This window comes from Mycobacterium sp. E2497 (assembly GCF_001668695.1).
GTDB lineage: Bacteria > Actinomycetota > Actinomycetes > Mycobacteriales > Mycobacteriaceae > Mycobacterium.
Map to the genome: position 1 here is coordinate 35,133 of NZ_LZKD01000137.1, position 26,352 is coordinate 61,484.

The window sequence follows — 26,352 nt, forward strand, 5'->3', positions numbered from 1 at the left end:
CCGGACGGCCCTGCAAAGATCGCACCATGCGCGTTCTGATCACAGGCGGTACGGGATTCGTCGGCGGGTGGACGGCAAAGGCCATCGCCGACGCGGGGCACTCCATCCGGTTCCTGGTGCGCAACCCCGGCAAGCTGCAGACTTCGGTGGCCAAACTGGGCGTCGACGTGTCCGACTTCGCCGTCGCCGACATCACCGACCGGATGGCGGTGCGTGAGGCGCTGGACGGCTGTGAAGCCGTCGTGCACAGCGCCGCCCTGGTCGCCACCGACCCGCGCCAGACCACCCAGATGCTCACCACCAACATGCAGGGCGCGCAGAACGTCCTCGGCCAGTCGGTGGAGCTGGGCCTGGATCCGATCATCCACGTGTCGAGTTTCAGCGCGCTCTTTCATGCCGGCCTGGAAGAGCTGTCGGCGGACCTGCCGGTCGTCGGTGGGGCGGACGGGTACGGCACGTCCAAGGCGCAGGTCGAGATCTATGCCCGCGGCCTGCAGGATGCGGGTGCGCCCGTGAACATCACCTACCCCGGCATGGTCATCGGCCCACCGGTGGGTGACCAGTTCGGCGAGGCCGGCGAGGGCGTCAAGGCCGCCCTGCAGATGCACGTGATCCCGGGTCGGAGCGGGGCCTGGTTGATCGTCGACGTCCGCGATTTGGCGGCGTTGCACGCGGCGCTGCTGGAGCCCGGCCACGGCCCGCGCCGCTACATGGCGGGCGGCCATCGTGTTCCGGCGGCGGAGTTGGCGAAGATGCTCGGCGAGGTGTCCGGGTCGGCGATGGTCTCGGTCCCGATTCCCGATACCGCCCTGCGCGTCGCCGGCGCGGTGATGGATCGCGCCAGCCGTTTCGTACCCTTCGATACGCCCTTCACCTGGGCCGGGATGCAGTACTACACGCAGATGCCGGCGTCCGACGATTCACCGAGCGAACGCGAACTCGGCATCAAGTACCGGGATCCACAAGAGACCCTGGCCGACACGTACGAAGCCCTTCGCGCGCTGAGCTGAGCGGGCGCCTCGCGGCTGAAAGAGCCGGCACCCGCGGGTCCGAATTCGACCACCGTGTAGGAGGATCGACGGATGAAGAGCGTGACCTGCACCAACGCAAAGCTCGAAGTAGTCGACGCCCCGACGCCGACCCCCGCCAAGGGGCAGCTGTTGGTCGAAGTCCTCAGGTGTGGCATCTGCGGATCCGACCTACACGCTCGTCACCACTGCGACGAACTCGCCGACGTCATGGCCGAATCCGGCTACGACGCGTTCATGCGATCGGACCAGCACGTCGTCTTCGGTCACGAATTCTGCGGCGAGGTATTGGATTACGGGCCGGGCACGCGCAATGCCCCGCGACCCGGCACCCGGGTCGTGGCCCTGCCGCTGCTGCGGCGCGGCAAAGAGGTGCACGGGATCGGGCTGTCGACCATGGCACCCGGGGCCTACGCCGAACAGCTCCTCGTCGAGCAGTCGCTGACGTTCGCGGTGCCGAACGGGTTGTCCCCGCAGATCGCCGCGCTGACCGAGCCGATGGCCGTCGCGTGGCACGCCGTCCGACGCGGCGAGGTGAAGAAGGGGGACGTGGCGATCGTGATCGGCTGCGGGCCAATCGGTCTGGCCGTGATCTGCATGCTCAAGGCGCACGGCGTGCGCACGGTGATCGCCAGTGACTTCTCTGCGGGCAGGCGCGCGCTGGCGACGGCCTGCGGCGCCGACATCGTCGTCGACCCCGCACACGACTCGCCCTACGCGACCCGGGCCGGCCGCAAACATCTGCAAGGGATTCTGGAGGCGTTCGACCTCGCGGTCGGCACGATCGAGAAACTGCAACGGCTGCGGCTGCCGTGGTGGCACGTGTGGCGCGCCGCCGAGGCCGCCGGCGCGGCAACCCCCAAGCACCCGGTCATCTTCGAATGCGTCGGTGTCCCAGGCATCATCGACGGCATCATCGCCGGCGCACCGCTGTTCTCGCGCGTCGTCGTCGTGGGTGTGTGCATGGGCGCCGACCACATTCGGCCCGCGATGGCGATCAACAAGGAGATCGACCTGCGGTTCGTGCTCGGCTACACCCCTCTCGAGTTCCGCGACACCCTGCACATGCTCGCCGACGGCAAGGTCGACGTCACACCGCTGATCACCGGAACGGTAGGGTTGTCCGGCGTCGAAGCCGCGTTCGATGCGCTCGGCGATCCCGAGGCGCACGCGAAGATCTTGATCGATCCCAAGAGCGACGCTAGCCAGCCGGTCTGATCTCGAGCCCCACGTGGACCTTGTCGATGCCGCCCCGGACGATCGAGTGCGCATAGAACCACCAGGCGTGGTACCAGTAGCGCCTGAGCACGGCGTTGTAGACCCGCCGCGTCTCGGCCTTCGGCAGCACCCGGGCGACGCCCTCGACCTCTTCGCTCTTGGTTTTCCCCAACGCGGCGCTCTTGGCGATCGTCACCCGGGGCGTGTTGTTGATCCGCCTGGTCTTCCACGACCCGTCGTCGGTGATGACCAGCAGTTTATCGCCCTCGGGCACGCCCCAGATCGGCGTGGGCTTGGGGCGGCCGTCCTTGGTGAACGTCGTCAGCAGCAGGTACTTGGATTGGATGACGTCGGAGAAACTGGGAGCCATGGAAGATATTGTTCCTTCACTTTCTGAACGGTTCCCGTGAACCATTCCCCGCACCTCAATCGTCTAACCAACAGCCTTTGTTGATTCTTGGCGACCGCCCAAATTAGGGTCCGGTGATGGCCAGGGACTCGACGACCCGGGACCTGCTGATCGACGCGACGGTTCACGTCATGGTCGAGGAGGGGTACGCTGCGGCGACCTCACGCCGAGTGGCCGCCCAAGCCGGGGTCAAAGCCGCGCTGGTGCACTACTACTTCCCCACGATGGATGAGCTATACCTCGACGTCTTCAGGCGCGGGGCGGCCGCTTACCTCGATCGCCAGAAGGCGGCGCTCGCGTCCGACCGCCCCCTGCACGCCCTGTGGGACACCCTCGTCGCACCCAAGGATGCCCGGTTGCTGCAGGAATTCATGGGACTTGCCAACCACCGCAAAAAGATCCGCGCCGAGATCGCGGCCTGGTTCCAGCGGTGGCGCGACATGCAGATCGCCACGCTGGACGAGATCGTCCGCGAGAACGGCCTCGACGCAGCCGAATTCCCGCCGGCGGGTCTCGCGGTGGTCATCGCCGCGATCGGCCGCACCGTCATCTTGGAGGATTCCCTCGGTGCGACGCGCGGTCACGCCGATGCCATCGCGCTGGTCAACCGACTCATCGACCGATACGAGGCGCCCGCCTGACTCAGGGCAGCACCACCTGTAGCCGCTCCCAGCCCCTGACCGTCGACGTCGGCGCCAATCTCGCGGTCTCGTAGTCGATTCCCCATTCCGGCCATCGGTTGAGGATTTCGTCCAGCGCGACGCGGCCCTCGAGCCGGGCGAGGTTGGCGCCGAGGCAGTAGTGCACGCCCTTCCCGAACGTGATGTGCGAGATGTTGTCACGACGGATGTCGTAGGTGTCCGGATCGGTGTAGCGGCGGTGGTCGCGGTTTGCGGCACCGAAGAGCAGCAGCATGGCACTACCGGCCGGAACCGTGGTGCCGTAACACTCGAAATCCTTTGCCATCCAGCGGGCCACGTGCGGTCCCGTCGGTTCGAATCGCAGCGTCTCGTCGACCGTGCGGGTCAGCAGCGACCGATCTTCGTAGACCGCGCGCCGCTGGTCGGGATGCTCGGCGAGCACCTTGGCCAGCCAGCCGATCAGCCGGCCCGTCGTCTCGTTGCCCGCCCCGGCGACCACCTGCGTGTAGTGCAGCACCTCCTTGCGGGTCAGCTTCCGGTGCACACCGTGCTCGTCGTCGAACTCGACGTTGAGCAGCGTCGTCATCAGGTCGTCGGAGGGATTCTTGGACCGCCATTCCACGTAGTCGGCGTAGATCCGGCCGTCGGCGATCGAGTCGGCGTCGGCGACCTTCAACGGTGCACCCGGTTTGGTGCGCAGGTTGGCGTCGTTGGCGTCGCGCACCGAAACCTGCTCGGACTCGGGGATTCCCAACAGCATGCCGATCACCCGCATCGGCATCATCGAGGCCAGCTCGGCAATGATGTCGAAGCTCCCGGAACCGACCAGCGGATCCAGACACCGCACGCAGTATTGGCGAATCTGGTCCTCGAGCGCGGCCATCCGGCGCGGGGTGAACACGCGCGACATCAGCCCGCGCAACCTGGTGTGCTCCGGCGGATCCTGGAACATCATCACCCCGCCGGGCATGTCGAACTTCGACTGGATGAGCTCGAGGATGTCGCTGCGCTTGTTGGAGAACGTCTCCCAGTCGGCCAGCGCCCGATCGACGTCGGAATACCGTGACAGCGCCCAGAAGTCGTAGCGCTCGTTGTAGTAGATCGGCGCCTCTTCGCGCAGCCGCGCGTAGGTCGGGTACGGGTCGGCGATGATGCCGGTGTCATAGGGGTCGTAGTAGACGTCCGTGCCGCTGGTGGCCGTCATTTCACCTCCACTTTGGGCGATCGCCCAAATCCATGACGCACCCATGTCTAGCAGCGCGAAGCCTGGCAGTCAAGACGCCGCCGCGCCCCGACCTCACGCCCAGTGTTCCGAATCTGTGAAGATTTGCCCCCCGGGTGTGAAGGCTTCGTTAAGAGCGCGGCACGCCGGCGATCCGACCGGCACCGTGGAGGGATGACGCTCTTCGAGCTGCTGCCATCGCTGAGGCACGGGCTGAACCCGCACCTCGATCGTGCGGTCTGGCCGCTGAGCGCCTACGTCGACGACCGGGGCCGGCTGTGCGTGGGCGACGTGGCCGCCGACGATATCGCCGCCGAGTTCGGCACCCCCACCTACGTGGTGGATGAGGAGGACTTCCGGGCCCGCATCCGCTGCTACCGCGCGACGCTCCCCGACGCCGAGCTGATCTACGCGGGCAGGGCGCTGTTGAGCGTCGACGTCGCACGCTGGGCCGCGGACGAAGGGGCCGGCGTGAATGTGTGCTCGGCCGGCGAGCTGGCCACCGCGCTGGCCGCCGACGTCCCGCCGGCACAGATCATCCTGGACGGCGTGATCACCGCGGCCGAGCTCTACGACGCGGTCGCCGCCGGCGTCGGACGGATCGTCATCGACACCCCCAGCGAGGTCTCGCTGCTCGCCTGCCGGGTGCGTCAGCCTCAGCGTGTCCTGGTCGGTGTCATCCCCGATGTGGGGGCCATCGACCAGAAATTCGGGTTCGCACTGTCGGGAGGCCAGGCTGCCGGCGCCCTCAGGCGCGTCCTGGACCAGCCGTGGCTGAACCTGGTGGGGCTGCACTGCCGGCTGGGGTCACAGCTCACCGACGCCTCGCACTACGGTGAGGCGATCCGCCAGATGATCGGCGTGATGGCCAAGGTCCGCGACCGCCATCAAGTCGTGCTCACCGAACTCAACCTCGGCGGCGGACACGCGGTCCCCTACCTTTCCGGTGACCCGGAGCTAAACCTCCGCTCGCTTGCGGCCACCATCGGGGCTGCACTGGAATCCGCCTGCGCGGAGCACGAATTCCCGCGCCCGACGATCGTGATCGAACCGGGCCGGGCTATCGCCGCGCGGGCCGGGATGATGCTGTGCCGCGTGATCGCCGTCAAGCGCCAGCCGGGCGGGCACACCTTCGTCGCGGTGGACGGCGGCACCGGCGACATTCACAGCCCCGAGCGGCCCGACACGAAATACACGGTGGGATTGGCCAATCGGCACGTGCCGACCGCGACCGCACCCGTCACCGTCGTGGGCCGGCATGGCGACGGCGATGAGATCGCCCGCGACGTCGAGTTGCCCGCGGACGTCCGGCCCGGAGACCTGCTGGCGGTGGCCTGCACCGGCGCCTATCAGCACTCGACGGAGTCGAGTCGCAGCCTGGTGGGCCGCCCGCCGCTGGTCGCGGTCTCCGGCGGCCGGTCCCGCGAGCTGGTGCGCCGGGAAACCGTGGCCGACCTCCTGGCCCGCGACCGCGGCTGGAACGGCCGATGACGGTATCCGACACCCCCGGTCGGCTGCGCGCCGACCGGTTGCGGGTCACGGCGGCATACACCGTCCTGCTGCTCGCCGTCTCGGTCACCCTGACGGCCCTGGGTTCACACACCCGCGCCACGGTCGTCAGCGAGATGAGCACCAACCTGCACAACCTGGCGCACGGCCACCTGGGCACCTTGGTCGGGAGCGCATTCGTCAGCGACGGCGGTGACGTCTATCTCTGGTTGCCGGGGCTGGTGTGCTTGCTGGCGCTGGGCGAACTCATCTGGCACGGCCGGGGTTTGCTGATCACCTTCGCGGTCGGCCACATCGGCGCCACCTTGATCCTCGCGGTCGGGCTGGTCGCCGCGGTCGAGACCGGTTGGCTGCCGTTCTCGGTTGCGCGCGCCACCGACGTGGGGATCAGCTACGGCGCGGCATGCGTGCTGGGCGCCTTGACCGCGTCGATCCCGTTGCGCTGGCGGGCGGCCTGGGTGGGGTGGTGGCTCGGCATCGCGATGGTGGCGACTTTCGACGCGGACTTCACCGCGTTCGGTCACGTCCTGGCACTGCTGCTGGGCATGGGCCTGTCGTTCCGGCTGCCGTCGATCACGCGGTGGACGCCCCCGCACGCGGCGTTGCTCGCCGTCGGCGCCACGTTCGGCTATTTCGTGCTCTCGGGGTGGTCGTCGCTGGTGGCCCCCGTCGGCGGTGTGACGGGCGTGGTGATGGCACTCCTTGCCACCCGGGTGATGCGGTCCGCCGCCGTCTAGCCGGTTGAACCGGACAGTGTTTCGACCTCATAGCGGCTCGCCGTCCAGGGCGGGGAGTCGGGCGCAGGCGTCAGGGTGACCGTCAGTTGCGCTTTGCCCGCAGTTTCCGCAGGCGGCAACAGGTAGGTGTCGTCGAGCCAGCGGTGAAAAGCGTTGGCGCGCGGCTGCAGCCAGGTGCCGACCGGGACGCCGTCGATGGCGACGTCCGCCGATTGGAAGCCGTCGGCCTGATCCGACGTACGGCGCAACAGGATGCCGCGGTTGCCCGGGTCGGTGTCGACGTGGAACGTGATCGCGGCGCTGGTGGCGCGGACCGACCCGATGACCGGATGGGTGTCTTCGGCGCCCTCGTACTCGCTGATCAGCAACCGGTCCGATGCGTCGGCGTCGGCGTAGCCGTGCAGCAGCCGGCTGACCGGATCACCCGGGCGGACGTCGTCGCCGGGCGCGAGAGTCTCATTCGGTTGGGCGTAGAGGAAAGCGGTTGAGCTGTAGTCGGGTTGGACCATGTTCCGCTTTCCGTGCTCGATGCCGAAGCGGATCGCGGAGTGGTAGTCGATGGCGTCGGCCAGCATGAGCCGATAGACGGCGACGCAGTAGTCCGCGCAGCCGCCGGTGGCCGTGCGCCGATCGGGTTGTCCGGTGAGCGGGTCGCTGAAGCGGGTCCCGTCCTTGAAATACCAGCCGCCCTCGTAGAGGTCCTCGGTCCCGGTGCCATACCACTGGGGCGACGCGGCACCGTCGGTGTACACGCGCTCGGCCCCTTCGAGAAAGTACGGGGCGGCATCGCTGAACGCGGTCTTGATCCGGAAGCCGCGAATGGTGTGGCTGACACCCACGAATTTCCCGTGGCCTCGTTCTTCGGCGAAGAGCCAATCCTGGCCGGGGATCGTCGGCGCGGCATGCGAGCGAGCGGTGAAGTAGCCGGCGCGTCCGGCGGCCAGCGCGGACGCCCACCGGGCGTCGGGGGCGATCGTCACGTCGCTCTCGATCCCGCCTACCTGGTCGTCGGTGGTGTTCACGAGGGTGATGCGGGCGTCGTGGGCGAATGGCATCGGCCACCACGCGTACAACGACAACGATCCGCCAGGATCGGAGACCGCGGCGAACATCAGCGAACGCACGCTGTCGACGCCCAGTCCGGCGCCGAAGAACTCGCCGAGTGGGGAGTCGACGGTGGTCTGGCCATCGAACTCCATCTGCAACCGTAGGCCGCTCAGGAGTTGGTCCGTGGGTTCGGGGAGTTGCAGGTGTATCGCCGAAACGCTGCCCGGGCCTGCCATTTCCGCGATCGTCACCCCTGCGCCGGCAGGAGGCGCGACTGTCCGCTTGTCGTGAGCGGCGGCGGGGCCGGCCGGCTTCGGATCGACCGTGCCCGCGTCGCGCAGCGTGGCGAGCACGTCGAGCGCGCGATCGGAGGGCGAGAAGGTGGTGACGCCCTCCGGCGTCGAGAATTGCCGGTAATCGACATGGTAGTACTCGAGATTCGATGCCACGCTGATGCGCATCGACTGCCGGTAGGGCATCGGCACCTTGACGTACACTCCACCCGGCGACTGAGTCGCGTCGGCCACCAGGGGCCATTCGAACGGCGCACCCAGTGCGCCATTGACGACCGATTGCAGGGGAGCGTCCAATACCGTGCGGCCGTCCAGTTCGACGCGAATGTTTCCGATCTTGGTCACCTTGCCACCGTCACGGGTGAGCCAGATCGAATCCACCTCGCCGGCACCGCGATCTTCCGCGATGACGCAGCCGGCACCGCCGTCGGCCAAACACCCGCCCGTGCCGTTGCGATTTCCGGTGGAGAGGTCGAAATCGCCGCCGCTGCGATCAAAGCTCGAAACCTGCAAGGCTTGGGTGTCGCTGCGCAAGTAAGGCAACAGATCGAGCCGGCGGTAGGTGTCCCAGCCGGTCAGCCGGTCACCGGCGCCGGTGCCGACCGGCTCGGCCGGTGCTTGCGCCGCCGCGGTGACGCCGACGGCTGCCGACAGCGCCAAGGCCGACACCACGCACCACGCACGAGTTGCGACCTGCACAGCGACAAAGCTTACTTTTCCCGGTCGGGTTGACCGAATTTGGAATCTCACTCCGGATCGCTGCGCCGTGGCACACCCGAAATGCATTCAAGCTATTGGGGGTAGCCAAGGCGAATTCGATCGCGGCGCCCGTGGCGCATACCGAAAGACGCCGATGTGATCATTTTCGAGACCTATAGTACGTTTCTCTGCTCTGGCGAAGATGCTTGGAACGTTGCAACGTCATTTAGATTCGGGTCGGATCGTATGCGCCTGCCGTCAGACCCGTTGCCCGCGTGGATTTTTGCCGCGAGATGAATGCCAATACGCCAAAACCCGCTTACCGCCGCGGATTTAACCCACGAGGTGGGACGGTTCAGCAGAGGGCTACGCGCCGCTTTCAAACTGTTGCCGCGTGGCTCACCGGAAATTTGGTGAATCCCATCATGTTCCGCATTGCACTCACGTAATATTGCTCACCTCGGGCGTACATCTTCCCTCTAACGGATGGAGTGGTTCATGTCACGCATGAAGTACAAGGTTGCCCTCGGCCTGATCCTGGCCGCTACCGCGTTGGCCAGCTCTGGTTGCACGATCCCGTTGACCATCGACTGCAGCACTGCATCCACCGGGATAACCTGCTCGCCGTAGGGCAGGCCGGCGGCCTTCGGGGGTTGCGCTACTGGCACGCCCTACTTGACATGGTCCGTTCTTGGACCTGCCGAGGGGCACCGCAGTTTGCCTAAGCGTGCCAGTCAGCGCACCCGATGGGCTGTTGCAGTGAATTCGTGAAGATGCTTGGTAATCAAGCGTTTTCCTGCATTGGCAGGGCACCGGGTTGTTGGTTGTCGCCCTGCCGTATATAGGCGGGCGTTCCGTTGCTCTGCGCGCTCGAGCGTCCGCGCGGGCTCGTCGGTCACTGTGACGAATCTCCTCCAGCCTTGTGGCACAAGGGAATCAAGCCTGCGACGTTTCACTGAAAGGACTGTCATACCGTCAATCAGTCGACGTGATCGCCTCAAATTTGTTGAATCACACATCATTCCGCGTTGTACTCACGTACTATAACTTCCCTCGGGCGAAACATTTCTTCATCGGCGAACGGAGTGTTCATGTCTCGTTTGAAGTACAAAGTCGTTCTCGGCGTGGTCCTGGGCTTCACCGCATTGGCGAGCTCCGGATGTACGCTGCCCACCATCTCGTGCACCAGCACCGGCACCTCAATCAGCTGCACGCCGTAGAACTGGCCGCAAGGGCGGCCGGTCACCCGGCCGCCTGGTCATAGCCCAATGCATGCGTTGGGTCACCAGTTTCACGTACGGTTGGCCGCCGTTGCGCTCTCGCCGTAGCGGCGGCCAACCGTCGCAGCACGGCCCCGACGCGTCGAAGTGACTTGTGCCTCAAGGCTTCCCGATGGCCGGTGTTCAGTCCTCGGTCGCACCTTGTGGCGCGGGATATCGGCGGTCCGGGTACTACGCTGGTCGCGGCAGCAGGAAATCTCCTCAATCTGCCCGATGGTCTCGCCAGCGCAGGCAGTCAGCAGTAGAGTTGTGCTGAAAGTTGTTGCCCCAGAAGCGTCAGGTTCGCCAGGTGACTTCGAGGGGTCGTTTCTGGGGCACAACACATTCTCCGCCCGGTCAGCGGCCGCCATCCTTCTTCAGGTCTGTATCCCGGCTGGGTTGAACGCGTTTCGGTTCGCCGGGCATTTTCGGGTAGTTCGGCGGATACGGCATGTCCCCCAGGCCGCGCGCCTCGTCATCGTCGGCCATCTCCAGCAGGGGCACGATCGACTGCGCCGCGTCGTCCATCGCTGCCCACGGGTCTTCGCGGCCCTTCACGAGGCCGGGGACGGACGCAATGGTGTAGTCGTCTGGTTCCGCGCCGGCCAGCTCGTCCCAGGTGAGCGGCGTCGACACCGTCGCGATCGGGGTGGGCCGCACCGAATAGGCCGACGCCATCGTGCGGTCCCGGGCGTTTTGATTGAAGTCGATGAAGATGCGCTCGCCGCGCTGCTCTTTCCACCACGCCGTGGTGACGGCCTCGGGCGCGCGGCGCTCCACCTCGCGGGCCAGCGCGATACCGGCGCGGCGTACCTCGATGAAGTCCCAGTCCGTGGCGATCCGCAGGAAGACGTGGATCCCCCGGCCGCCTGAGGTCTTGGGGTAGCCCACCAGACCGAGCTCGTCGAGTAACGGCCGCAACACGTCGACGGCGACCGTACGCGCGTGCTCGAAGGCGACACCGGGCTGCGGGTCCAGGTCGATGCGCAACTCGTCGGGATGGTCGGTGTCGGGGCACCGCACCTGCCAGGGGTGCAGTGTGATGGTGCCCATCTGGGCCGCCCAGACGATCGCCGAGGGGTGTGTGACCTTGAGCGCGTCCGCGGTGCGTCCGGAGGGAAAGGTCACCCGGCAGGTCTGCAGGTAGTCGGGATGGTGCTGCGGGATGCGTTTCTGGTAGATCTCCTCGCCGTCGACGCCGTCCGGGAAGCGCTGCAGATGGGTCGGCCGGTCGCGGAGCGTGGCGAGCATCGGTCCGGCAGCCACGGCGCGGTAGTACTCGACGAGTCTGCGTTTGGTGCCGTTGGAGCCCAACTTGGGGAAGTAGACCTTGTCCGGGTTGGTCAGGCGCACCGCAATACCGTCGACGTCGAGCTCTTCTGCAGCAGCCATACCGACGATTCCAGCACAATCGGCCTATGGACCTACCTGTCATGCCCCCGGTGTCGCCGATGCTGGCCAAATCGGTGCGGTCGATCCCGCCGGACGCGTCGTACGAGCCCAAATGGGACGGGTTCCGGTCCATCTGTTTCCGGGACCGGGACGAAGTGGAGCTGGGCAGCCGCAACGAAAGGCCCATGACGCGCTACTTTCCCGAGCTGGTGGCCGCGGCCCGCGCGGAGCTGCCGGGGCGTTGCGTGATCGACGGGGAGATCGTCATCGCTACCGGCAACGGTCTGGATTTCGAGGCGCTACAACAACGCATCCACCCGGCGGACTCGCGCGTGCGGATGCTCGCCGAGACGACGCCGGCGTCCTTCATCGCGTTCGACCTGCTCGCCCTGGGCGACGACGACTACACGCGGCGGCCGTTCAGCGAGCGCCGCGCGGCCCTCGTCGAGGCGCTAGGGGGCTCCGGCCCGTCAATCCATGTCACGCCGGCCACCACCGACATCGACCTGGCGCGGCGCTGGTTCGACGAGTTCGAGGGTGCCGGCCTGGACGGGGTCATCGCCAAGCCGCTGACCGTCACCTATCAGCCCGACAAACGGGTCATGTTCAAGATCAAGCATGAGCGGACGGCAGACTGCGTGGTGGCCGGCTACCGCGTGCACAAGTCCGGCGGCGACTCGATCGGCTCGCTGCTGCTCGGGCTCTACCAGGACGACGGACAGCTGGCGTCCGTCGGCGTCATCGGCGCCTTCCCGATGGCCGAGCGACGGCGCCTGTTCGCCGAACTCCAGCCACTGGTAACCGATTTCGAGGATCACCCGTGGAACTGGGCCGCCCACGAGGCCGGCGAACGAACGCCGCGCAAGAACGAGTACTCACGCTGGAACGCGGGCAAGGATCTTTCGTTTGTGCCGCTGCGACCCGAGCGCGTGGTCGAGGTCCGCTACGACCATATGGAAGGCCGGCGTTTTCGGCACACCGCGCAGTTCAACCGGTGGCGGCCGGACCGCGACCCGCGCTCGTGCACATACGAACAACTCGAGCAGCCGGTCACCTTCAGCTTGGGTGACATCGTGCCCGGACTCGGACCGGGCTAGAAGGGCGGCGGCTGGTTGCGTTCGGCGATGTGGGCGGCGTTGAGCGCGCGCTCGGCATCGATGCGGCGGGCTCGGTCTTGCCGTCGGGTCCGCCGGCGCGTGGGCATCATGACGCCGCGTTCGCCGCGGGGACGATAGTTCCTTGGGACACTGGACAATTCGCCCGTCGGGGCGCACAGTGCGGGAAACAACAGCCGACTGCCCGGACGGGTGGTGTACGTCCGAGCGGTCGGTGACGTCCACACCACGGTGCCGTCCGGCCGTTGCTGATCGCGCCAACCCGTCCAGAAAGTCTTCAGCAGGTGGTGCTTCCTGCATAAGCACTTGAGGTTGGACGCGTGAGTGGGGCCCAGCGGGTAGGGCACCGTGTGGTCGATGTCGGTGAACTCGGCGGGTCGATCACAACCGGGGAACCGGCACGTCATGTCCCGGCACCGGATGAACCGCTCCAGCTCGGCCGACGGGCGGTAACCCGGCTCGGCCTCTGCGATGGCGGGATGGCGCACCGGCCGGACTTTGGCCCCACCACGGATCAACTCGGCGACCTGCGCCGGCGAGATCACGCCGCCGCCGGGAATCAGCGCGGGCGGCCGGGGATCGGGGACGTCGGGCTCGGGATCGGGGGCCAGTGCCTCCGCCAGGGTCGTCTGGTCGGTGATGCGCCGCGACCGCCGCTCTCCCGACATGTGCGGGTCGGGGTCGGCCTGCAGCGTCGACGCGTCGGCGACGACGTGGATCACCACGCCGGCCGCCCGCTCGTCCGTCTCGGCGCCGGCCGGGCAGTCCGCGTTGCCGCAACCACAGGCGAGCCGGTCCGAACCGGCGGCCAAGGCGCCCAGCGCGTCGGCACGCCGCTGCGCGACGGTGCGCGGATCGTCTGCACACACCTCCCCGGCCATCTGCAGCAGGCGCCGGTCCAACATGGCCGCATCCTGCGCATAGAGCCGGCCCCACATGGCGGCGGTGCCCGACTCGTCGTCGGATTGGTCGATGACGACGTCACGACTGCGGCCCGCGGCGCGAGTGCGCCGCAGGGCGCCGGGATCGTATCGGTCCACCACCACGTCGACGGCCTGCGCGGTCTTGCTGGCCGACATCGGCCCGAACCGCGCGGCGTCTTCGGCCAGCGTGGTATCGATCAATCGCAGGGTGTCGGGGTCCTTCACGAGGTCGGTGTGCCACACGATGGTCGCCGCCAAGCGGGCGCTGATGATGCCCTCGCCAAAGAGAGCCGCGACCCGAGGCAGCCGGTTGCGCAACGCCGCCGCCAGATACATCTGCCCCGAAGCCATGGCGTGGCTGATGTTTTGCGCCGCGGCGACTTCGGCTGCCATGGCATCCCAGTTGTCGCAGGACCAGTGGGCGGAGCTGGTCGGCCCGTCGGCCCGGCGGTGCACCAGCTCCGCGATGGCCGCCAGCCTGCGCGCCGAGGCCGCCGCCTCCACCCGCGCGCACTGGGCGATGGCGGCCGCCAGTTCCGCATCCTCGGCGCGCGCCAGCTCCTCGACCGTCGGCAACCTGACATCGAACATGCTTTCGATAGTAGGCCCGGCCGGCGACGCGGAGCACCGCTCGACCGCCAGGCTGTGGAGAAACTTCCAACTGTGCATAACCCGCGGTCCCGACGCGTTTAACGCCCGCTGCCGGCGGGCACGCGAACGACATGTCAGTAACAGCGTTTCAAGACCTGCCGGTGGCCGATCGCGACCGCAAGTGGGATGGTGACGCCGCCGAGAAGCGGGTCCGCAAGTGGGCCGGCGCCGAGGAGCAGCCGAACGAGAAGTACCGCGATGCCCACGTCTGGTACGACAACGGCAAGAAGGACAACTTCACGGCGTACAAGCTCCTGATCGCCGACGTCGTCGGCGGCGACCTTCAGGCGGTACCGCGCGGGGTGATGGCCGCGGGCGCCATCATGGACGGCGCGCGCGGCGGCATCGACCTGCCGAAGACGGACGTCGATCGGGTCAAAAGCCACCTGGCCAAGTACTACAAGAAGATGGGTGAAAGCCCGCCGTGGGAGCGCGGCTGAGCACAGCGCGGCTGAGGCACAGCGCGGCTGACCTAAACCGTGACTTGCAGGCGCGACAGCCCACGCAGCGTGACGTTGGCCTTGTATTGCGGCTCACCGTCCAGCCGCGCACCCGGGAATCGCGCCGTCACCGCCGACAGCGCCACGCCGGCCTCCAGCCGGGCCAGCGGCGCGCCCAGGCAGTAGTGGGCTCCCCGACCGAAGCCCAAGTGACGCAACCCCTTCCGGTCCGGATCGAACACATCGGGCCGCTCGAATTCCGCGGGATCACGATGGGCCGCGGCGAGCAGGAGCATCATCACGTCGCCCGCCGGTACCTCGACCCCGCCAATCGTCATGTCCGCGAGAGCGATTCGGCCGACTAACTGCACGGGCGGGTCGTAGCGCAGCGTCTCTTCCACGATCGCCGGCGCTCGACCGGGGTCGGCACCCAGGGCGCCCCACTGCACGGGGTCGCGCAGCAGTGCCAGCATGGCATTCCCGATGAGGTTCACCGTCGTCTCGTGTCCGGCGATCAGGAGCAGGTTGCAGGTGGAGACGATCTCCTCCTCGCTCAGTTGATCGCCGGACTCCTCCACCGCGATCAGCCCCGACAGCAGGTCGTCTCCAGGTTGTGAACGGCGGCGGTCGATCAGCCCGTGGAAGTATTCGCGCAACCAGGCCCCGGCCTGTTGTCGTTCGTTCGCGATCTCCGCCGGCACGCCGGTGATCGTCGAAAACGGGTCGAGCGCCTGAGCCAGCGACGCCGACGCACGGCTGAACTGCGGCTCGTCGTCCAGCGGCACACCGAGCAACCGGCAGATCACCGCCACCGGCAGCGGGTAGGCGAAATCCTCGACGACCTCGAAGTGGCCCCTCTCGGCGACCCGATCGAGCATCCCGTCGACCAGCGCACGAATGTCGGGCTCCAGCGCGCTCACCACCTTCGGCGCGAACGCCTTGCTGACCAGCCTGCGCAGGCGGGTGTGGTCGGGCGGATCGAGGAACAGGAAGCCCGGCGGTCCCTGCCGGCGCGGTGCCGTCCCGGCCTCGGCCTGGCGCTTCGCGACGGTCGAGTTGATGTTGTCGCTGCTCGACAACGGGTGCCGCAACACCTCGTCGCAGTCTCGGTAACTCAAGAACACGGCGAGGGTGGCGTCGGGCAGCTGCAAGGCTCCGCCGTCGCGAAACTGCGCGCAGAGCCGATACGGGTCGGGTCGGTTGGCCGGGTCCAGCAGCTGCAGCAACAACCCCTGGGAGTCGGTCGGCGCGGTCGTCATGCGGCCATTCTGCCCGTCGGCCGACGCCCCGGCCGCAACGTCAGGTTCCTTCGTGTAAGCCCGTCAAATCCGGATGCGCCATCAATCGGTCCAGAAACCCGAGCTGGCCCTTCAACAGCTTGACTCGCGCCTGCGCCACCGGAAACCAGCCCACCCGGTCGACCTCCGGGAACTCCCGCATCGTGCCAGACCCCTTCGGCCACTCCAATTCGAAAGTGTTGCTGCGCGCGTCGGTCACATCGAGGTCGCCGCCGACGGCGAAGGCGGTGACCACCTTGCCGCCGGACTGCTTGAGTTCTCCGAGGTCCAGCCGGGTTCCATCCGGCACCGTAAGCCCGAGCTCTTCGAAGAACTCGCGTTGCGCGGCAACCCACGGATCCTCCCCGCCGGCGTACTCGCCTTTGGGAATCGACCAGGCCCCGTTGTCTTTTCGCGCCCAGAACGGGCCGCCCGGATGCGCGATCAGGACCTCGACGACGCCGTCGCGGGTCCGGTACAACAGCACACCCGCACTGAGTCTCGGCATCCGCTCAGGACCCGACCGAACGTTCCAGGTCCTTGAGCGACGACTCCAGGTGCGTCAGCAGTCGCTGCAGGTGCGGCACGCTCCGCCGGCATCCCACCAGGCCGAAGTCCAGATTGCCGGCGTTGTTGGCGAGGGTGATGTTCAGCGCCTGGCCGTCCAGCGCGATGGACAGCGGGTAGTTGCCGTCGAGGCGGGCGCCCCCGTAGTAGATCGGCTGAGTGGGCCCGGGCACGTTCGAGATGATGATGTTGAACGGCGGCGACGTGGACGCCACCCAGCCCGGGACGGCCGCCAGAGCCAGCGCCGACGTGTTGGCCGCGGACAGCGCCAGTGCCTGGAAGCGGGGCAGCTGCGAGAACACCGTCTTGTTGCGGCGCATCGAATCGCTGATGGCCTGCAGTCGCTGCGCGGGATGGTCGGTATCGGTGGCGAGGTTGCACAGGATGGCGCCGACGAGGTTGCCCCCGGCGTCGGCCTCGTCCTCGGTGCGCAGGCTCACCGGGACCATCGCGATCAGCGGGGTGTCCGGCAGCGCGTTCTGCTCGAGCAGGTAGTAGCGCAGGGCGCCCGAACACATCGCCAGGACGACGTCGTTGACGGTGACCCCGGCCGCCTTCTTGACGGCTTTGATGCGGTCCAGCGACCATGACTGCGCCGCGCAGCGGCGCGCGCCGCCGATCTTGACGTTCAGCATGGTGCGCGGGGCCCCGAAGGGCAACGTCAACTGCTGCTCGAGCAGCGCCGCGCGGGCCAGCGAGACCGTCGACGGGCCAAGTGCCGCAAGCGATCCCGCCGCACGCACCGCGGAACGCAACGGGCTCACCGGACTGTTCTTGCGCTTACTTCTGGGCAGGCTCCACGGCGCGCGAATCTCGGTTTCGGCGGGGTCGGTCGACAACGCGCGCTGCATCAGTTTCTGCGCGGAGACGCCGTCGATCAGGGCGTGGTGAACCTTGGTGTAGATCGCGAACCGGCCATCCTTGAGGCCCTCGATGATGTGCGTCTCCCACAGGGGGCGGTGCCGGTCCAGCAGGCTGCTGTGCCAGCGCGACGTCAGCTCCAGCAATTCACGGATCCGACCGGGCGACGGCACCGCCGAACGCCGGACGTGGTAGTCGACGTCGACGTCATCGTCGTAGGACCAGCCCAGGTTCGCGATTCCGCCGACGAACGTCGCCGGATGCTTGCGGAAGGTGGGCTGAAAATCCTGCTGCGCGACCAAGCGGTCATAGAGGTCCCGGACGAAGCCGGGACCGGCGCCTTCGGGCATCTCGAACAACTGCAAGCCACCGACGTGCATGGGGTGTTCCCGCGACTCCCCCAGCAGAAATATCGCGTCTGTGGGCATCATCAGGTCCATCCACCCATTAGACCCCGACCGGCGCCGGGGCGACGGCGCTCTTCAGAACATCGCCGCCGAGCCGATGTCGGGATGACTGCGCATGAAATCCACGAGTCGATCGACATAGCTGCGGAACGCGGGCGGCTCGATACCGCTGCCGGCGAGATCGGCCCGACAATGATCGGTCAAGTAGAAGGTGGGCTGGGCGAAGTAATCGACCGCCTCGGGAGGGATGCGCATCAAGCGGTAGAGCCCCGGAACGTGCGCCAGTGCAGCTTTCGTCAATTTCAGCGGCAGCCGGATCTTGAGCAGTTCGCGACCCGTCGCCTGGGCCAGCGTATCCGCCATCTCGTCGACTGTAAGCGGTCGCGGATCCGCCAGATGATAGGTGCGCCCCTCCGAGACGGAGAGGCCGCTCAGATATCCGACGGCGTCAACGATGAAGTCTCGCGGGACCACGTTGACGCGCGTCTTCACGGGATCACCCACCATCGGCAGGATCGCGTAGCGAGGCTGTCGCAGCAGCCACTGCATGACGAAGTAGGGGCCGTCGAATTTTTGTGTCTGCCCGGTACGGCTGTCGCCGACGACAATTGAGGGGCGATAGATCGTGGCAGGCATGCCCGCGGACATACGCCAACGCACCTCCGCCTCGGCGAGGTGCTTGGTCTCTTCGTAGTAGTTGTTGAACGGCGCACCGACTTCGAGGTCATCCTCGCTGAATGGGCCGGCGTAACGGCCGCTGACGTAGCAGGTGCTGAAGTAATGCAGCCGCGTCAGGCTCCGACAGCGTTCGAGCGCGTCCAGGACGTTTCGGGTGCCATTGAGGTTGACCCGAACCGCCACGTCGCGCGGCACCGCCAAGTCATACACGGCGGCCAGGTGCCACGCCTCGGTGACCTCGGCGAAGGTCTCTGGTGCAACGCCGAGACCGGGTTGGGTGATGTCGCCCTCGACCAGCCGGATCCTCCCATCGAGAAACGGTTCCGCACCGCTCAGCTCGTCCACGCGTCGCCGTGCCAGCGTGCCGAACTTGGGCTGCACCAGACAGATGGCCGACTCGCCGGTGCGGCCGAGGATGCCCGGCAGCAACGCGCTACCGAGAAAGCCGGGAAACCCGGTCATCAAGACGGTCATCGCCGCACTCCCGACCCGGTGGTTTTGTTGCCAAAGTGGTTGCGGTGGGCAAGTTCTACGGTCGCGCGGCGCACCCTCAGACGGAAACTCCACTGTGCGGCCTGATCAAACGGCACGCGCACGTGGCGTCTTTCCTCGATGAGATCGAGCAAGGCGTTCATCGCTCTTTCCCCTGCTTTAACGGGCCGGTCGAAGAGAGACGCTATCGGCTACCGGCGGCGTTAGGACGGGTCTTTTGAACCCAGCACACAAGTCATTGGTCCTCAGTTGGGCCGACTGGCAATGAGGCGGCTAAGAAGTCTTTCGGGCGACCGTAGCCGGGTGGCAGCATGGGCTGGTGACGACAACATCGCTGACGTGGGATGTGGTGGCCGTTGACAAGCCCGAGGATGTCAACGTGATCATTGGCCAGGCGCATTTCGTCAAAACCGTCGAAGACCTGCACGAGGCGCTGGCCGGAGTGAGTCCGTCGCTGCGGTTCGGGGTGGCCTTCTGCGAGGCGTCGGGACCGCGGTTGGTTCGCCGCAGCGGCAACGACGGCGAGTTGGTTGACTTGGCGACGCGCACGGCGCTGGCCATCGCGGCCGGACATAGCTTCGTGATCTTCTTGCGTGAGGGCTTTCCGGTCAACGTCCTCAATCCCGTGAAGTCGGTGCCCGAAGTCTGCGGGATCTACTGCGCTACAGCCAACCCGGTTGATGTCCTGGTTGCTGTTTCTCCGCGCGGTCGCGGCATCGTTGGCGTCATCGACGGGCAGACGCCCGTCGCGGTGGAAGGCGACCGTGAGGTGGCCGAGCGCCACGATCTGCTGCGCGCAATCGGCTACAAGCTCTGAGTGTCAGTCGCCCGCGACTGACCACACCGACGTGGCGATCAGGTCACCGCGCTCCAGGCCGGCGGCGCGGTGTTGGTGAACCTCGGCGTACTCCGGCGTGCTCACCATGTCCATGAATGCCTGCGGCGTCGGATACTCGACGACGAGAATCGCATCCCACCAAGGCTTTTCATCGTCACCGATCACATAGGCCGGTGCGGTTCCCGCGTAACGGACGGTGGCACCCACCCGCCGCAGGTGCGGCGCCACCTCCAGGGCGTAGCGCCGGTAGGACTCCCGCCCACCCGGGTTCTTGAACTTCAACAGGTTGACCATTACCACCGGCTCGTCGGCGGGCCGGGTGGCCAGGGCCGCGAACTGTTCGGGGGTGGGCTCCAGGGAATGGCTCATGAAAACGATTCCAGCAGATCGGTGATGGTCTTCAGGCCCGCTTCGTACAGGACGCCGGGCAACATGCCGCCGTCATGCTCGATGGTGGTGCCGTTGACGAAGTCGGCCTCCCCGCCGGCGAGGAATACACAGACCCGGCCCACCTCCGCCGGTTCGCCCGCCCGGCGCAGCGGGACGGCCGCGAAATACTTTGCGCCGGTAGGGTCGTCTTTGGGCAGTACGAACGACCGAAAGTTCTCGGTCATGGTCGGTCCCAGTGCGATGCAGTTGACCCGGACCTTGGGCCCCCACTCCTCGGCCAGCGATCGGGTGAGATGGTTGAGCCCGCTCTTGGCGGCGCCGTAGGAGACCAACGTCGGTGACCCCGCCGGATGCCCGGCCCCGCTGGAGATGTTGATGATGCAACCGACCCCGTCCTGGGTGCGCATCTGCCGGTACGCGCGGATCGCGAACCAAAGGGGGCTGATCAGGTTCATCTGCACCGCGAACGCGTGAAAGAACGCCGTGCGCTCATACTCGTCATCGCTCGCCGGCGCACCCTGAATGCGTTGCACCAGTTCGGGAATGCCCTCCGCGTGCGGAGCCGGAACCGTCCCGCCGGCATTGTTGACCAGGATGTCGATGCGGCCGTGCTCGGCGACGACGTCCGCGACGAACGCGTCGATCGCGCGGTAGTCCCCTTGGTCGCAGACCTGTTGTGAGGCCCGCCCCGCCCATTCGGGTTCGACACCGGGGATGGTGTCCAGGGGCGAACGGGAACACCCGACGACGGTGGCGCCGGCGCGGAGCAGCTCATGGGCGATGCCGACGCCCACACCGCGGCTGGTTCCCGTCACGATCGCGACTTTTCCGTCCAGGGCACTCATGACAGGCCTTTCCACGCCAGGCAGATGTTGACAGTGACTGTCAGCGGGTCATACTGTGCCATTCCGGTCATCGGCGTGTAAAGGCATGCGATTGGGAGGTCACCCAGATGAGCAGTCCGTCCAAGCTCCGCGTCATCCAATGGGCGACCGGGGGCGTCGGCAAGGCGGCCATCGCGTGTGTGCTCAACCATCCCCAGTTGGAGCTCGCCGGCTGCTGGGTGCACTCGGCGGACAAGAACGGGGTCGACGTCGGCCGGATCCTGGGAACCGGGGACCTCGGCGTCACCGCCACGTCCAGCGCTGAGCAGATCCTGGCGCTGGACGCCGACTGCGTCGTCTACAGCCCGTTGGTACCCAACGACGACGAGGTCATCGCGATCCTGCGATCCGGCAAGAACGTCGTCACGCCGGTCGGCTGGGTATACCCCGACCCCGCCAACCGGCGGCACCGGGCCGTCGCCGATGCCGCGGCCGAAGGCGGGGTGACCCTGCACGGTTCGGGGATCCACCCCGGCGGCATCACGGAGCGGTTCCCGCTGATGCTGTCCTCCCTCTCGTCGGCCGTCACCCACGTCCGCGCCGAGGAGTTCTCCGACATCCGCACCTACAACGCCCCGGACGTCGTGCGTCACATCATGGGATTCGGCGGTACCCCCGAGGAAGCCATGCAGGGGCCCATGGCCGGCCTGCTGGACGGGGGCTTCAAACAATCGGTCCGAATGATCGCCGACCACATGGGTTTTCGCATCGACCCGAACATCCGGACCATCCAGGACGTCGCGGTCGCGACCTCCGACATCGACTACGCCCCGTTCCCGATCACGACGGGGGCCGTGGCCGCTCGCCGGTTCCGCTGGCAGGCCCTGGTGGACGGCGAACCGGTCATCACGGCGGCGGTCAACTGGCTGATGGGCGAGGAAAACCTGGATCCGGCCTGGGATTTCGGCGGACGTGGCGAACGGTTCGAGGTCGAGATCACCGGCGATCCCACCGTGAACCTCACCTTCAAGGGGCTGCAACCCGTGACGATCGCCGAAGGGCTGGTGAAGAATCCCGGCGTGGTGGCCACGGCCAACCACTGCGTCAACGCCATCCCCGACGTCTGCGCCGCAGAACCCGGGATCAAGACCTACCTCGACCTGCCCCTGTTCGCCGGCCGCCCCGCGCCAGGCCTCGCGGCGTCATGACCGGCGTCCTCGGCGACGTCTCGTTCTGCCACCTCGTCGTCGGGGTCACCGACATGGACCGCGCCCTGGCGTTCTACCGCGACCTGCTCGGCATGGAGGTCGTCTTCGAAACCCTGATCTCCGGTGAGCCTTTCGACGCCGCGCTGCACGCCACCCGCAGGCAGGAGGGCCGGGTGGTGGGCGGATTGCTCGGTGGGTTGATGGTCGAGCTGCTGTCGCTGGGTCCGAACACTCCAGAGCACCAGTCGGCACGCCGCGGCATCACCGGGATCCACAACGTCGCCCTGTCGGTGACCGACCTCGACGCCACCCACCGCCGTGTGACTGCGGCCGGCTACTCCCCCGACCAGGAGCCCTTCGAAATCGGCGGCGTGCGAATGTTTTTCGTCAAGGACCCGGACGGGACAACTCTCGAGTTCATCGAACTTCCCGGCGGCGCGCGCAGCACGTACGAGATGCACCGCGGGGTGCCGCTACACATGGGGCCCGCGACATGAGCTACACACACCCCGAGTCGATGCGCGACCACGTCGCGATCGTCACCGGCGCGGCCCAGGGTGTGGGCAAGGGCACCGCCGCCGCCCTGCTGGAGCGCGGCGCATCGGTGCTGCTGGTCGACATCCAGGACGAACTGCTGGGCACGACCACCGAGGAGCTGTCGGCGCTGGGCCGCGTCGAGAAGCTCACCGCCGACCTGCGCGACCCGGCCAGCGCCCAGCGGATCGTGACGGCCGCCGTCGACGCCTTCGGTACGGTCCACGGCCTGGTCAACAACGCGATCGCCACCAACGAGCCCAAGGCATTCGTCGACATCACCACCGAAGACTTCGCGCTCGGCCACGACGTCGGCCCACGCGCGACCTTCCTGCTCATGCAAGCCGTACACCCCGTCATGGTCGAAGCGGGCGGCGGGTCGATCGTCAACCTCGGCTCGGGCACGGGGACCGGTGGTGAGCCGAAGTGGGGTGGCTACGCCGCCGCCAAGGAGGCCATCCGGGGCCTGTCGAAGGTCGCCGCCCTAGAGTGGGGCCGAGACAACATCCGCGTCAACGTCATCTGTCCATTCGCCGAATCGGATGGCGTCAAGTTCTGGAAGTCGTTCGCGCCCAAGGAGTACGAGAAGGCCGTCGGACGCGTACCGATGAAGCGCATCGGCGATGTCCGCACCGACGTGGGCGCGTTGGTGGCGTTCCTGCTGGGCACCGACTCGACGTTCATCACCGGACAGACCATTCACGTCGACGGTGGGATCGGCTGCTTCCGGTGAGCTCGCCCGACAGACCGGAGTCGTTGCGCGATCGGCAGCGCGCACAGATCCGGGCCGACATCAGGCGTGCGGCGTTCCGGCTGTTCGTCGAGCGGGGGTACGACGCAGTGACCACCGAGGAGATCGCCGCCGCCGCGGGCGTTTCGGCGCGCACCTTCTTCCGGCATGTGCCGACGAAGGAAGACCTGTTACTCGCCCCCGTTCGCCATGGCGGCGCCGCGATCGTCAACCTGCTCGAGCAGCGACCCGCGAACGAGCCACCGGACGTCGCGTTGATCAACGCCATCGTCACGCGGACACGCTCATTCGAGCAGGCCGACACCGACGAGTGGCGAGAAGCGCTGCTGGTGGCGCCCCACCTGCTTCCCAAGGTGACAGTCCACACGCCCGCCGACAAGGAGCGAGCGGCCAAGCTGGTCGCCGGGCGCATGGGCGTGAACCCCGACGCCGACATGCGTCCCGGCCTACTGGTCCAACTCGCCTTCGCCGCAGCCGATTTCGGCTTCCAGCAATGGGTCCGCCGGCCCGGACGCGCGTGGCCGCTCGATCGCTACGTCACCGAGGCGCTGGAAGCGGTCAAGAGTCCGCACTGGAGACGCCAGCGCGGCTGATCACCCTCGCGACGCCTCGGGGTTGGCGATCCGAATGGGGGCCCCGTCCAGCCAGGCGGCCACCGACTCCACGGTGTCGGAGTAGAAGGCACCGAGCATTTCGCGGGTGACGTACCCCAGGTGGGGCGACAGGGTGACGTTCGGGAGCACCCGCAACGGGTGAGCAGTCGGCAGCGGTTCGATGTCGTAGACGTCAAGCCCGGCGCCGGCGATGCGCCGCGCCGTGAGGGCGGCGATCATCGCGGCCTCGTCCACGATCGGCCCCCGCGACGTGTTGATCAGGTACGCGTGCGGCTTCATCAGGGCCAGCTCGGACTCGCCGACCAGGCCGCGTGTGCGCTCGGAGAGCACCACATGGATGGACACCACGTCGGCCTCCTCGAACAGCGCCGCCTTGTCGACCCGGCGGGCGCCCAGCACCGCGGCGGCGTCCGCGGTGAGGTTCTGGCTCCACGCGATGACCTCCATCCCAAAGGCTTTCGCGTATCCGGCCATCCGCGTGCCCACCCGGCCGAGGCCGAGCAGCCCGAGCGTCTTGCCGGACAGGGTGAGACCCGTCGTCACCTGCCAGCCGCCGTCTCGCATGCGCCGGTGTTCTTCGGCCAGGTTGCGCACCGTGGCGATCAGCAGTCCCCACGCGAACTCGGGCGTGGCGTCCTGGACCGAGCGGAACCGCGGATGGGCGAAATCGGTGTTGGCGACCAGGATCCCCCGCTCGGTGGCCGCGGCCAGGTCCAGGTTGGGCAGGCTTCGGCCGACGATGGTGATCAGTTTGAGATTCGGCAACCGCTCGAGAAGCGTCCGCGGCAGTGCCATCCGCTCGCGCAGGGTACAGATGACGTCGAACGGCCGCAGCGCCTCCGCCGCCTCCTCCTCGGGCAGGTGCCGGTCGAAAACCGTTACGCGGGAACGGGTTTGCACCGGCGACCAGTCGGCAAGCCGCAGTGCCACGCCCGCGTAGTCGTCAAGGATCGCCACCTGGGGCGCGGGGTTCGCCATGACCCCCATTCAACCTCAGGTCAGGAATCGTCGATGGCCCACTGTTGGTTGACGAGGTCCGCGTCCATACGCCGGGCGAACTGGAATACTCAGCCACCACCTCCACCGGCGCCTCCACCACCCCCGACCGTCCCCGGCGGGATCTACGGTGGCGGCGGCAGCGGTGAAAGCGGTGCGGGTGGCGGGGCCGGGCTGGATGACGTCGGCACGGGCGGCGCCACGGGCACGTTGCTTGCCAGCGTGTTCGCGCCGGCCGCGCCACCGATGGCGACGGACAGTCCGAATGCGGCGGCACCACCGAGGACCACCAGGGCTCTTTTCGCTTCAGGTTTCATGGTGGGCCGCATACCCCTTGTTCGCATGCGCAATCTGAACTTCGGCGCCTTAGCTGAGCGCGGGCAGCACCTTGTCGGTGAGCAACTGGACCGACTTCCACGCCTCGTCGACGGGCATGCCGCCGACCAGCGGGTGCATCACGAGCGGCCCGTAGTTGGCTGTGTCGCGCACCTCGGCGATCAGCTCCGCGGGGGTCAGGAACCGGTACCGGCCCGACGCCTTGACCTCGTCCAGCGTCTGCACGCCGGGTAAATGCATGAGGGACCGCTGGTCGGTCGACCACCCGCCGTAAGTGACGGCCTCCCACAGGATGTGGTCGCCCAGCTCCGCCCAGGCCCGGTCGGGGTCCTCGTGCAGGAAGATCATTCCGCGGTTGACCGGCCCCGGCATGAGGATGAGTGGCGTCATGCCCGCGTCGGCACACAACTCGCGGTAGTAGGCCGCGATGTCGGGCAGGTGGTCGGCCAGGCTGAGCGGCAGCCGGAATCGCGCCGCCCGCCGCGCCGTGGCCCGCGCGCCGCCCCCGACATACAGCGGTGGATGCGGCCGCGTCCAGGTGCCGGTGCACATTGCCGCGTCGGCACCGCACCACACCGACAGCATGCGCTCGAGCAGCCTGTCCATCAGCGCGCCCCGTTGCGCGAAATCGGTTCCCAGAGCCTCATATTCGACCCTGCGGTAACCCAGGCCGACCGTGGTGTGCAGCCGGCCCCGGCTCATGTTGTCGACCAACGCGATGTCCTCGGCGAGGCGCACCGGATTCCAGAGCGGGCCCAGGGCACAGTCGACGCTGGCGATCAGCCTCGAGGTCCGCGCCAGGAACATCGCCGCCGCCATGATGGGGTTGCAGCTCCAGCCGTGTCCGGTCGCGTGGTGCTCGTCGACGCTGACCGAGGTGATGCCGTGCGACTCACCCCACTGCGCCAACTCGAGAGCGGCCGACAACAACGCGCTCTGCGTACGCGCTTCGCCCTGCGGGGACGCGAAGTTGAACCGCAACACCGTCAGCAACAC

29 protein-coding genes are annotated in these 26,352 nt (G+C 67.4%); 12 read left to right on the plus strand and 17 right to left on the minus strand.

The features are described 5' to 3' along the window. Positions 1–26 precede the first annotated feature (26 nt). Positions 27–1,010 (plus strand): NAD-dependent epimerase/dehydratase family protein, encoded by a 984-nt coding sequence (locus A5713_RS11610; RefSeq protein ID WP_067919277.1) that lies wholly within the window; start codon positions 27–29, stop codon positions 1,008–1,010. 72 nt (positions 1,011–1,082) lie between these two features. Continuing rightward, the gene (locus tag A5713_RS11615; RefSeq protein WP_068095599.1) at positions 1,083–2,246 is read left to right on the plus strand and encodes a zinc-binding dehydrogenase; all 1,164 of its coding nucleotides are present in this window, start codon (positions 1,083–1,085) and stop codon (positions 2,244–2,246) included. Here the strand turns inward: A5713_RS11615 and A5713_RS11620 are convergent. Further along, positions 2,230–2,616 (minus strand): PPOX class F420-dependent oxidoreductase, encoded by a 387-nt coding sequence (locus A5713_RS11620; RefSeq protein WP_068095601.1) that lies wholly within the window; start codon positions 2,614–2,616, stop codon positions 2,230–2,232. The two genes, A5713_RS11615 and A5713_RS11620, sit on opposite strands and share 17 nt — an antisense overlap. 116 nt (positions 2,617–2,732) lie before the next feature. Between A5713_RS11620 and A5713_RS11625 the strand changes: the two genes are divergently transcribed. Next, entirely contained in the window at positions 2,733–3,296 is a 564-nt protein-coding gene (locus A5713_RS11625; protein WP_082972907.1) for a TetR/AcrR family transcriptional regulator, read from the plus strand. A gap of 1 nt (position 3,297) precedes the next feature. On the opposite strand, the gene A5713_RS11630 is transcribed toward A5713_RS11625, so the two are convergent. Next, complete coding sequence (locus tag A5713_RS11630; protein ID WP_068095603.1) at positions 3,298–4,500, minus strand: cytochrome P450; 1,203 nt, start codon at positions 4,498–4,500, stop codon at positions 3,298–3,300. A 192-nt stretch (positions 4,501–4,692) separates the two neighbouring features. On the opposite strand from A5713_RS11630, the gene A5713_RS11635 reads away from it, so the two are divergent. After that, positions 4,693–6,009: a diaminopimelate decarboxylase gene (locus A5713_RS11635; protein ID WP_068095606.1), complete on the plus strand. Its 1,317-nt coding sequence runs from the start codon at positions 4,693–4,695 to the stop codon at positions 6,007–6,009. Further along, entirely contained in the window at positions 6,006–6,764 is a 759-nt protein-coding gene (locus A5713_RS11640) for a rhomboid-like protein (RefSeq protein WP_067919265.1), read from the plus strand. The genes A5713_RS11635 and A5713_RS11640 overlap by 4 nt, the downstream gene beginning before the upstream one ends. On the opposite strand, the gene A5713_RS11645 is transcribed toward A5713_RS11640, so the two are convergent. The 4 genes from A5713_RS11645 to ligD form a co-directional block, all read right to left on the minus strand. Beyond that, positions 6,761–8,803 carry a glycoside hydrolase family 172 protein gene (locus A5713_RS11645; RefSeq protein WP_068095608.1) on the minus strand — a complete coding sequence of 681 codons (2,043 nt, stop codon included), beginning with the start codon at positions 8,801–8,803 and terminating at the stop codon, positions 6,761–6,763. The genes A5713_RS11640 and A5713_RS11645 overlap by 4 nt on opposite strands. Before the next feature lie 479 nt (positions 8,804–9,282). Next, entirely contained in the window at positions 9,283–9,471 is a 189-nt protein-coding gene (locus A5713_RS28735; RefSeq protein ID WP_067919261.1) for a hypothetical protein, read from the minus strand. Positions 9,472–9,821: 350 nt separating this feature from the next. Beyond that, positions 9,822–10,049 carry a hypothetical protein gene (locus A5713_RS28740; RefSeq protein WP_068095610.1) on the minus strand — a complete coding sequence of 76 codons (228 nt, stop codon included), beginning with the start codon at positions 10,047–10,049 and terminating at the stop codon, positions 9,822–9,824. 370 nt (positions 10,050–10,419) lie between these two features. Further along, complete coding sequence (ligD, locus tag A5713_RS11660; protein WP_068095612.1) at positions 10,420–11,454, minus strand: non-homologous end-joining DNA ligase; 1,035 nt, start codon at positions 11,452–11,454, stop codon at positions 10,420–10,422. A 26-nt stretch (positions 11,455–11,480) separates the two neighbouring features. Between ligD and A5713_RS11665 the strand changes: the two genes are divergently transcribed. Next, positions 11,481–12,551, plus strand: a complete 1,071-nt coding sequence (locus A5713_RS11665; protein WP_068095614.1) for an ATP-dependent DNA ligase — start codon at positions 11,481–11,483, stop codon at positions 12,549–12,551. Here the strand turns inward: A5713_RS11665 and A5713_RS11670 are convergent. After that, a complete protein-coding gene (locus A5713_RS11670) occupies positions 12,548–14,083 on the minus strand; it encodes an HNH endonuclease signature motif containing protein (RefSeq protein ID WP_068095617.1) in 1,536 nt (511 codons plus the stop codon). The genes A5713_RS11665 and A5713_RS11670 overlap by 4 nt on opposite strands. Positions 14,084–14,214: 131 nt before the next feature. Between A5713_RS11670 and A5713_RS11675 the strand changes: the two genes are divergently transcribed. Then, on the plus strand, positions 14,215–14,583 hold the full coding sequence (locus tag A5713_RS11675; protein ID WP_068095621.1) for a hypothetical protein: 369 nt from the start codon (positions 14,215–14,217) through the stop codon (positions 14,581–14,583). Positions 14,584–14,615: 32 nt separating this feature from the next. On the opposite strand, the gene A5713_RS11680 is transcribed toward A5713_RS11675, so the two are convergent. The 5 genes from A5713_RS11680 to A5713_RS28265 are packed head-to-tail and all read right to left on the minus strand — an operon-like array spanning position 14,616 to position 19,008. Next, on the minus strand, positions 14,616–15,842 hold the full coding sequence (locus A5713_RS11680; RefSeq protein ID WP_068095622.1) for a cytochrome P450: 1,227 nt from the start codon (positions 15,840–15,842) through the stop codon (positions 14,616–14,618). Positions 15,843–15,882: 40 nt separating this feature from the next. Further along, positions 15,883–16,368 (minus strand): NUDIX domain-containing protein, encoded by a 486-nt coding sequence (locus tag A5713_RS11685; RefSeq protein ID WP_068095624.1) that lies wholly within the window; start codon positions 16,366–16,368, stop codon positions 15,883–15,885. A gap of 4 nt (positions 16,369–16,372) precedes the next feature. Next, positions 16,373–17,728 carry a wax ester/triacylglycerol synthase family O-acyltransferase gene (locus A5713_RS11690; protein WP_068095628.1) on the minus strand — a complete coding sequence of 452 codons (1,356 nt, stop codon included), beginning with the start codon at positions 17,726–17,728 and terminating at the stop codon, positions 16,373–16,375. Positions 17,729–17,770: 42 nt separating this feature from the next. Continuing rightward, a complete protein-coding gene (locus A5713_RS11695) occupies positions 17,771–18,847 on the minus strand; it encodes an SDR family oxidoreductase (protein WP_068095630.1) in 1,077 nt (358 codons plus the stop codon). Beyond that, positions 18,844–19,008: a hypothetical protein gene (locus A5713_RS28265; RefSeq protein ID WP_156751854.1), complete on the minus strand. Its 165-nt coding sequence runs from the start codon at positions 19,006–19,008 to the stop codon at positions 18,844–18,846. Before A5713_RS28265 ends, A5713_RS11695 begins: the two co-directional genes overlap by 4 nt. 176 nt (positions 19,009–19,184) lie before the next feature. Here A5713_RS28265 and A5713_RS11700 point away from each other — a divergent pair, with 176 nt between their 5' ends. Beyond that, positions 19,185–19,682 (plus strand): adenosine-specific kinase, encoded by a 498-nt coding sequence (locus tag A5713_RS11700; RefSeq protein ID WP_067919243.1) that lies wholly within the window; start codon positions 19,185–19,187, stop codon positions 19,680–19,682. Positions 19,683–19,685: 3 nt separating this feature from the next. Here A5713_RS11700 and A5713_RS11705 read toward each other — a convergent pair whose 3' ends face one another. Next, positions 19,686–20,072 (minus strand): DUF1330 domain-containing protein, encoded by a 387-nt coding sequence (locus A5713_RS11705; RefSeq protein ID WP_067919241.1) that lies wholly within the window; start codon positions 20,070–20,072, stop codon positions 19,686–19,688. Next, positions 20,069–20,938: an SDR family NAD(P)-dependent oxidoreductase gene (locus A5713_RS11710; RefSeq protein WP_068095634.1), complete on the minus strand. Its 870-nt coding sequence runs from the start codon at positions 20,936–20,938 to the stop codon at positions 20,069–20,071. Before A5713_RS11710 ends, A5713_RS11705 begins: the two co-directional genes overlap by 4 nt. A 107-nt stretch (positions 20,939–21,045) precedes the next feature. On the opposite strand from A5713_RS11710, the gene A5713_RS11715 reads away from it, so the two are divergent. The 4 genes from A5713_RS11715 to A5713_RS11730 are packed head-to-tail and all read left to right on the plus strand — an operon-like array spanning position 21,046 to position 24,003. Next, a complete protein-coding gene (locus A5713_RS11715; protein WP_068095637.1) occupies positions 21,046–22,125 on the plus strand; it encodes a dihydrodipicolinate reductase in 1,080 nt (359 codons plus the stop codon). Then, complete coding sequence (locus A5713_RS11720) at positions 22,122–22,622, plus strand: VOC family protein (protein ID WP_068095638.1); 501 nt, start codon at positions 22,122–22,124, stop codon at positions 22,620–22,622. Before A5713_RS11715 ends, A5713_RS11720 begins: the two co-directional genes overlap by 4 nt. Further along, entirely contained in the window at positions 22,619–23,392 is a 774-nt protein-coding gene (locus tag A5713_RS11725) for an SDR family NAD(P)-dependent oxidoreductase (protein ID WP_068095640.1), read from the plus strand. Before A5713_RS11720 ends, A5713_RS11725 begins: the two co-directional genes overlap by 4 nt. After that, positions 23,389–24,003, plus strand: coding sequence for a TetR/AcrR family transcriptional regulator (locus A5713_RS11730; protein ID WP_068095642.1), 615 nt, complete (start codon positions 23,389–23,391; stop codon positions 24,001–24,003). The genes A5713_RS11725 and A5713_RS11730 overlap by 4 nt, the downstream gene beginning before the upstream one ends. On the opposite strand, the gene A5713_RS11735 is transcribed toward A5713_RS11730, so the two are convergent. The 3 genes from A5713_RS11735 to A5713_RS11740 form a co-directional block, all read right to left on the minus strand. After that, positions 24,004–25,002, minus strand: coding sequence for a D-2-hydroxyacid dehydrogenase family protein (locus tag A5713_RS11735; protein ID WP_068095772.1), 999 nt, complete (start codon positions 25,000–25,002; stop codon positions 24,004–24,006). Positions 25,003–25,145: 143 nt separating this feature from the next. After that, positions 25,146–25,337 (minus strand): hypothetical protein, encoded by a 192-nt coding sequence (locus A5713_RS27545; RefSeq protein ID WP_156751855.1) that lies wholly within the window; start codon positions 25,335–25,337, stop codon positions 25,146–25,148. Between the two features lie 49 nt (positions 25,338–25,386). Next, positions 25,387–26,352 carry an LLM class flavin-dependent oxidoreductase gene (locus A5713_RS11740; protein ID WP_068095647.1) on the minus strand — a complete coding sequence of 322 codons (966 nt, stop codon included), beginning with the start codon at positions 26,350–26,352 and terminating at the stop codon, positions 25,387–25,389.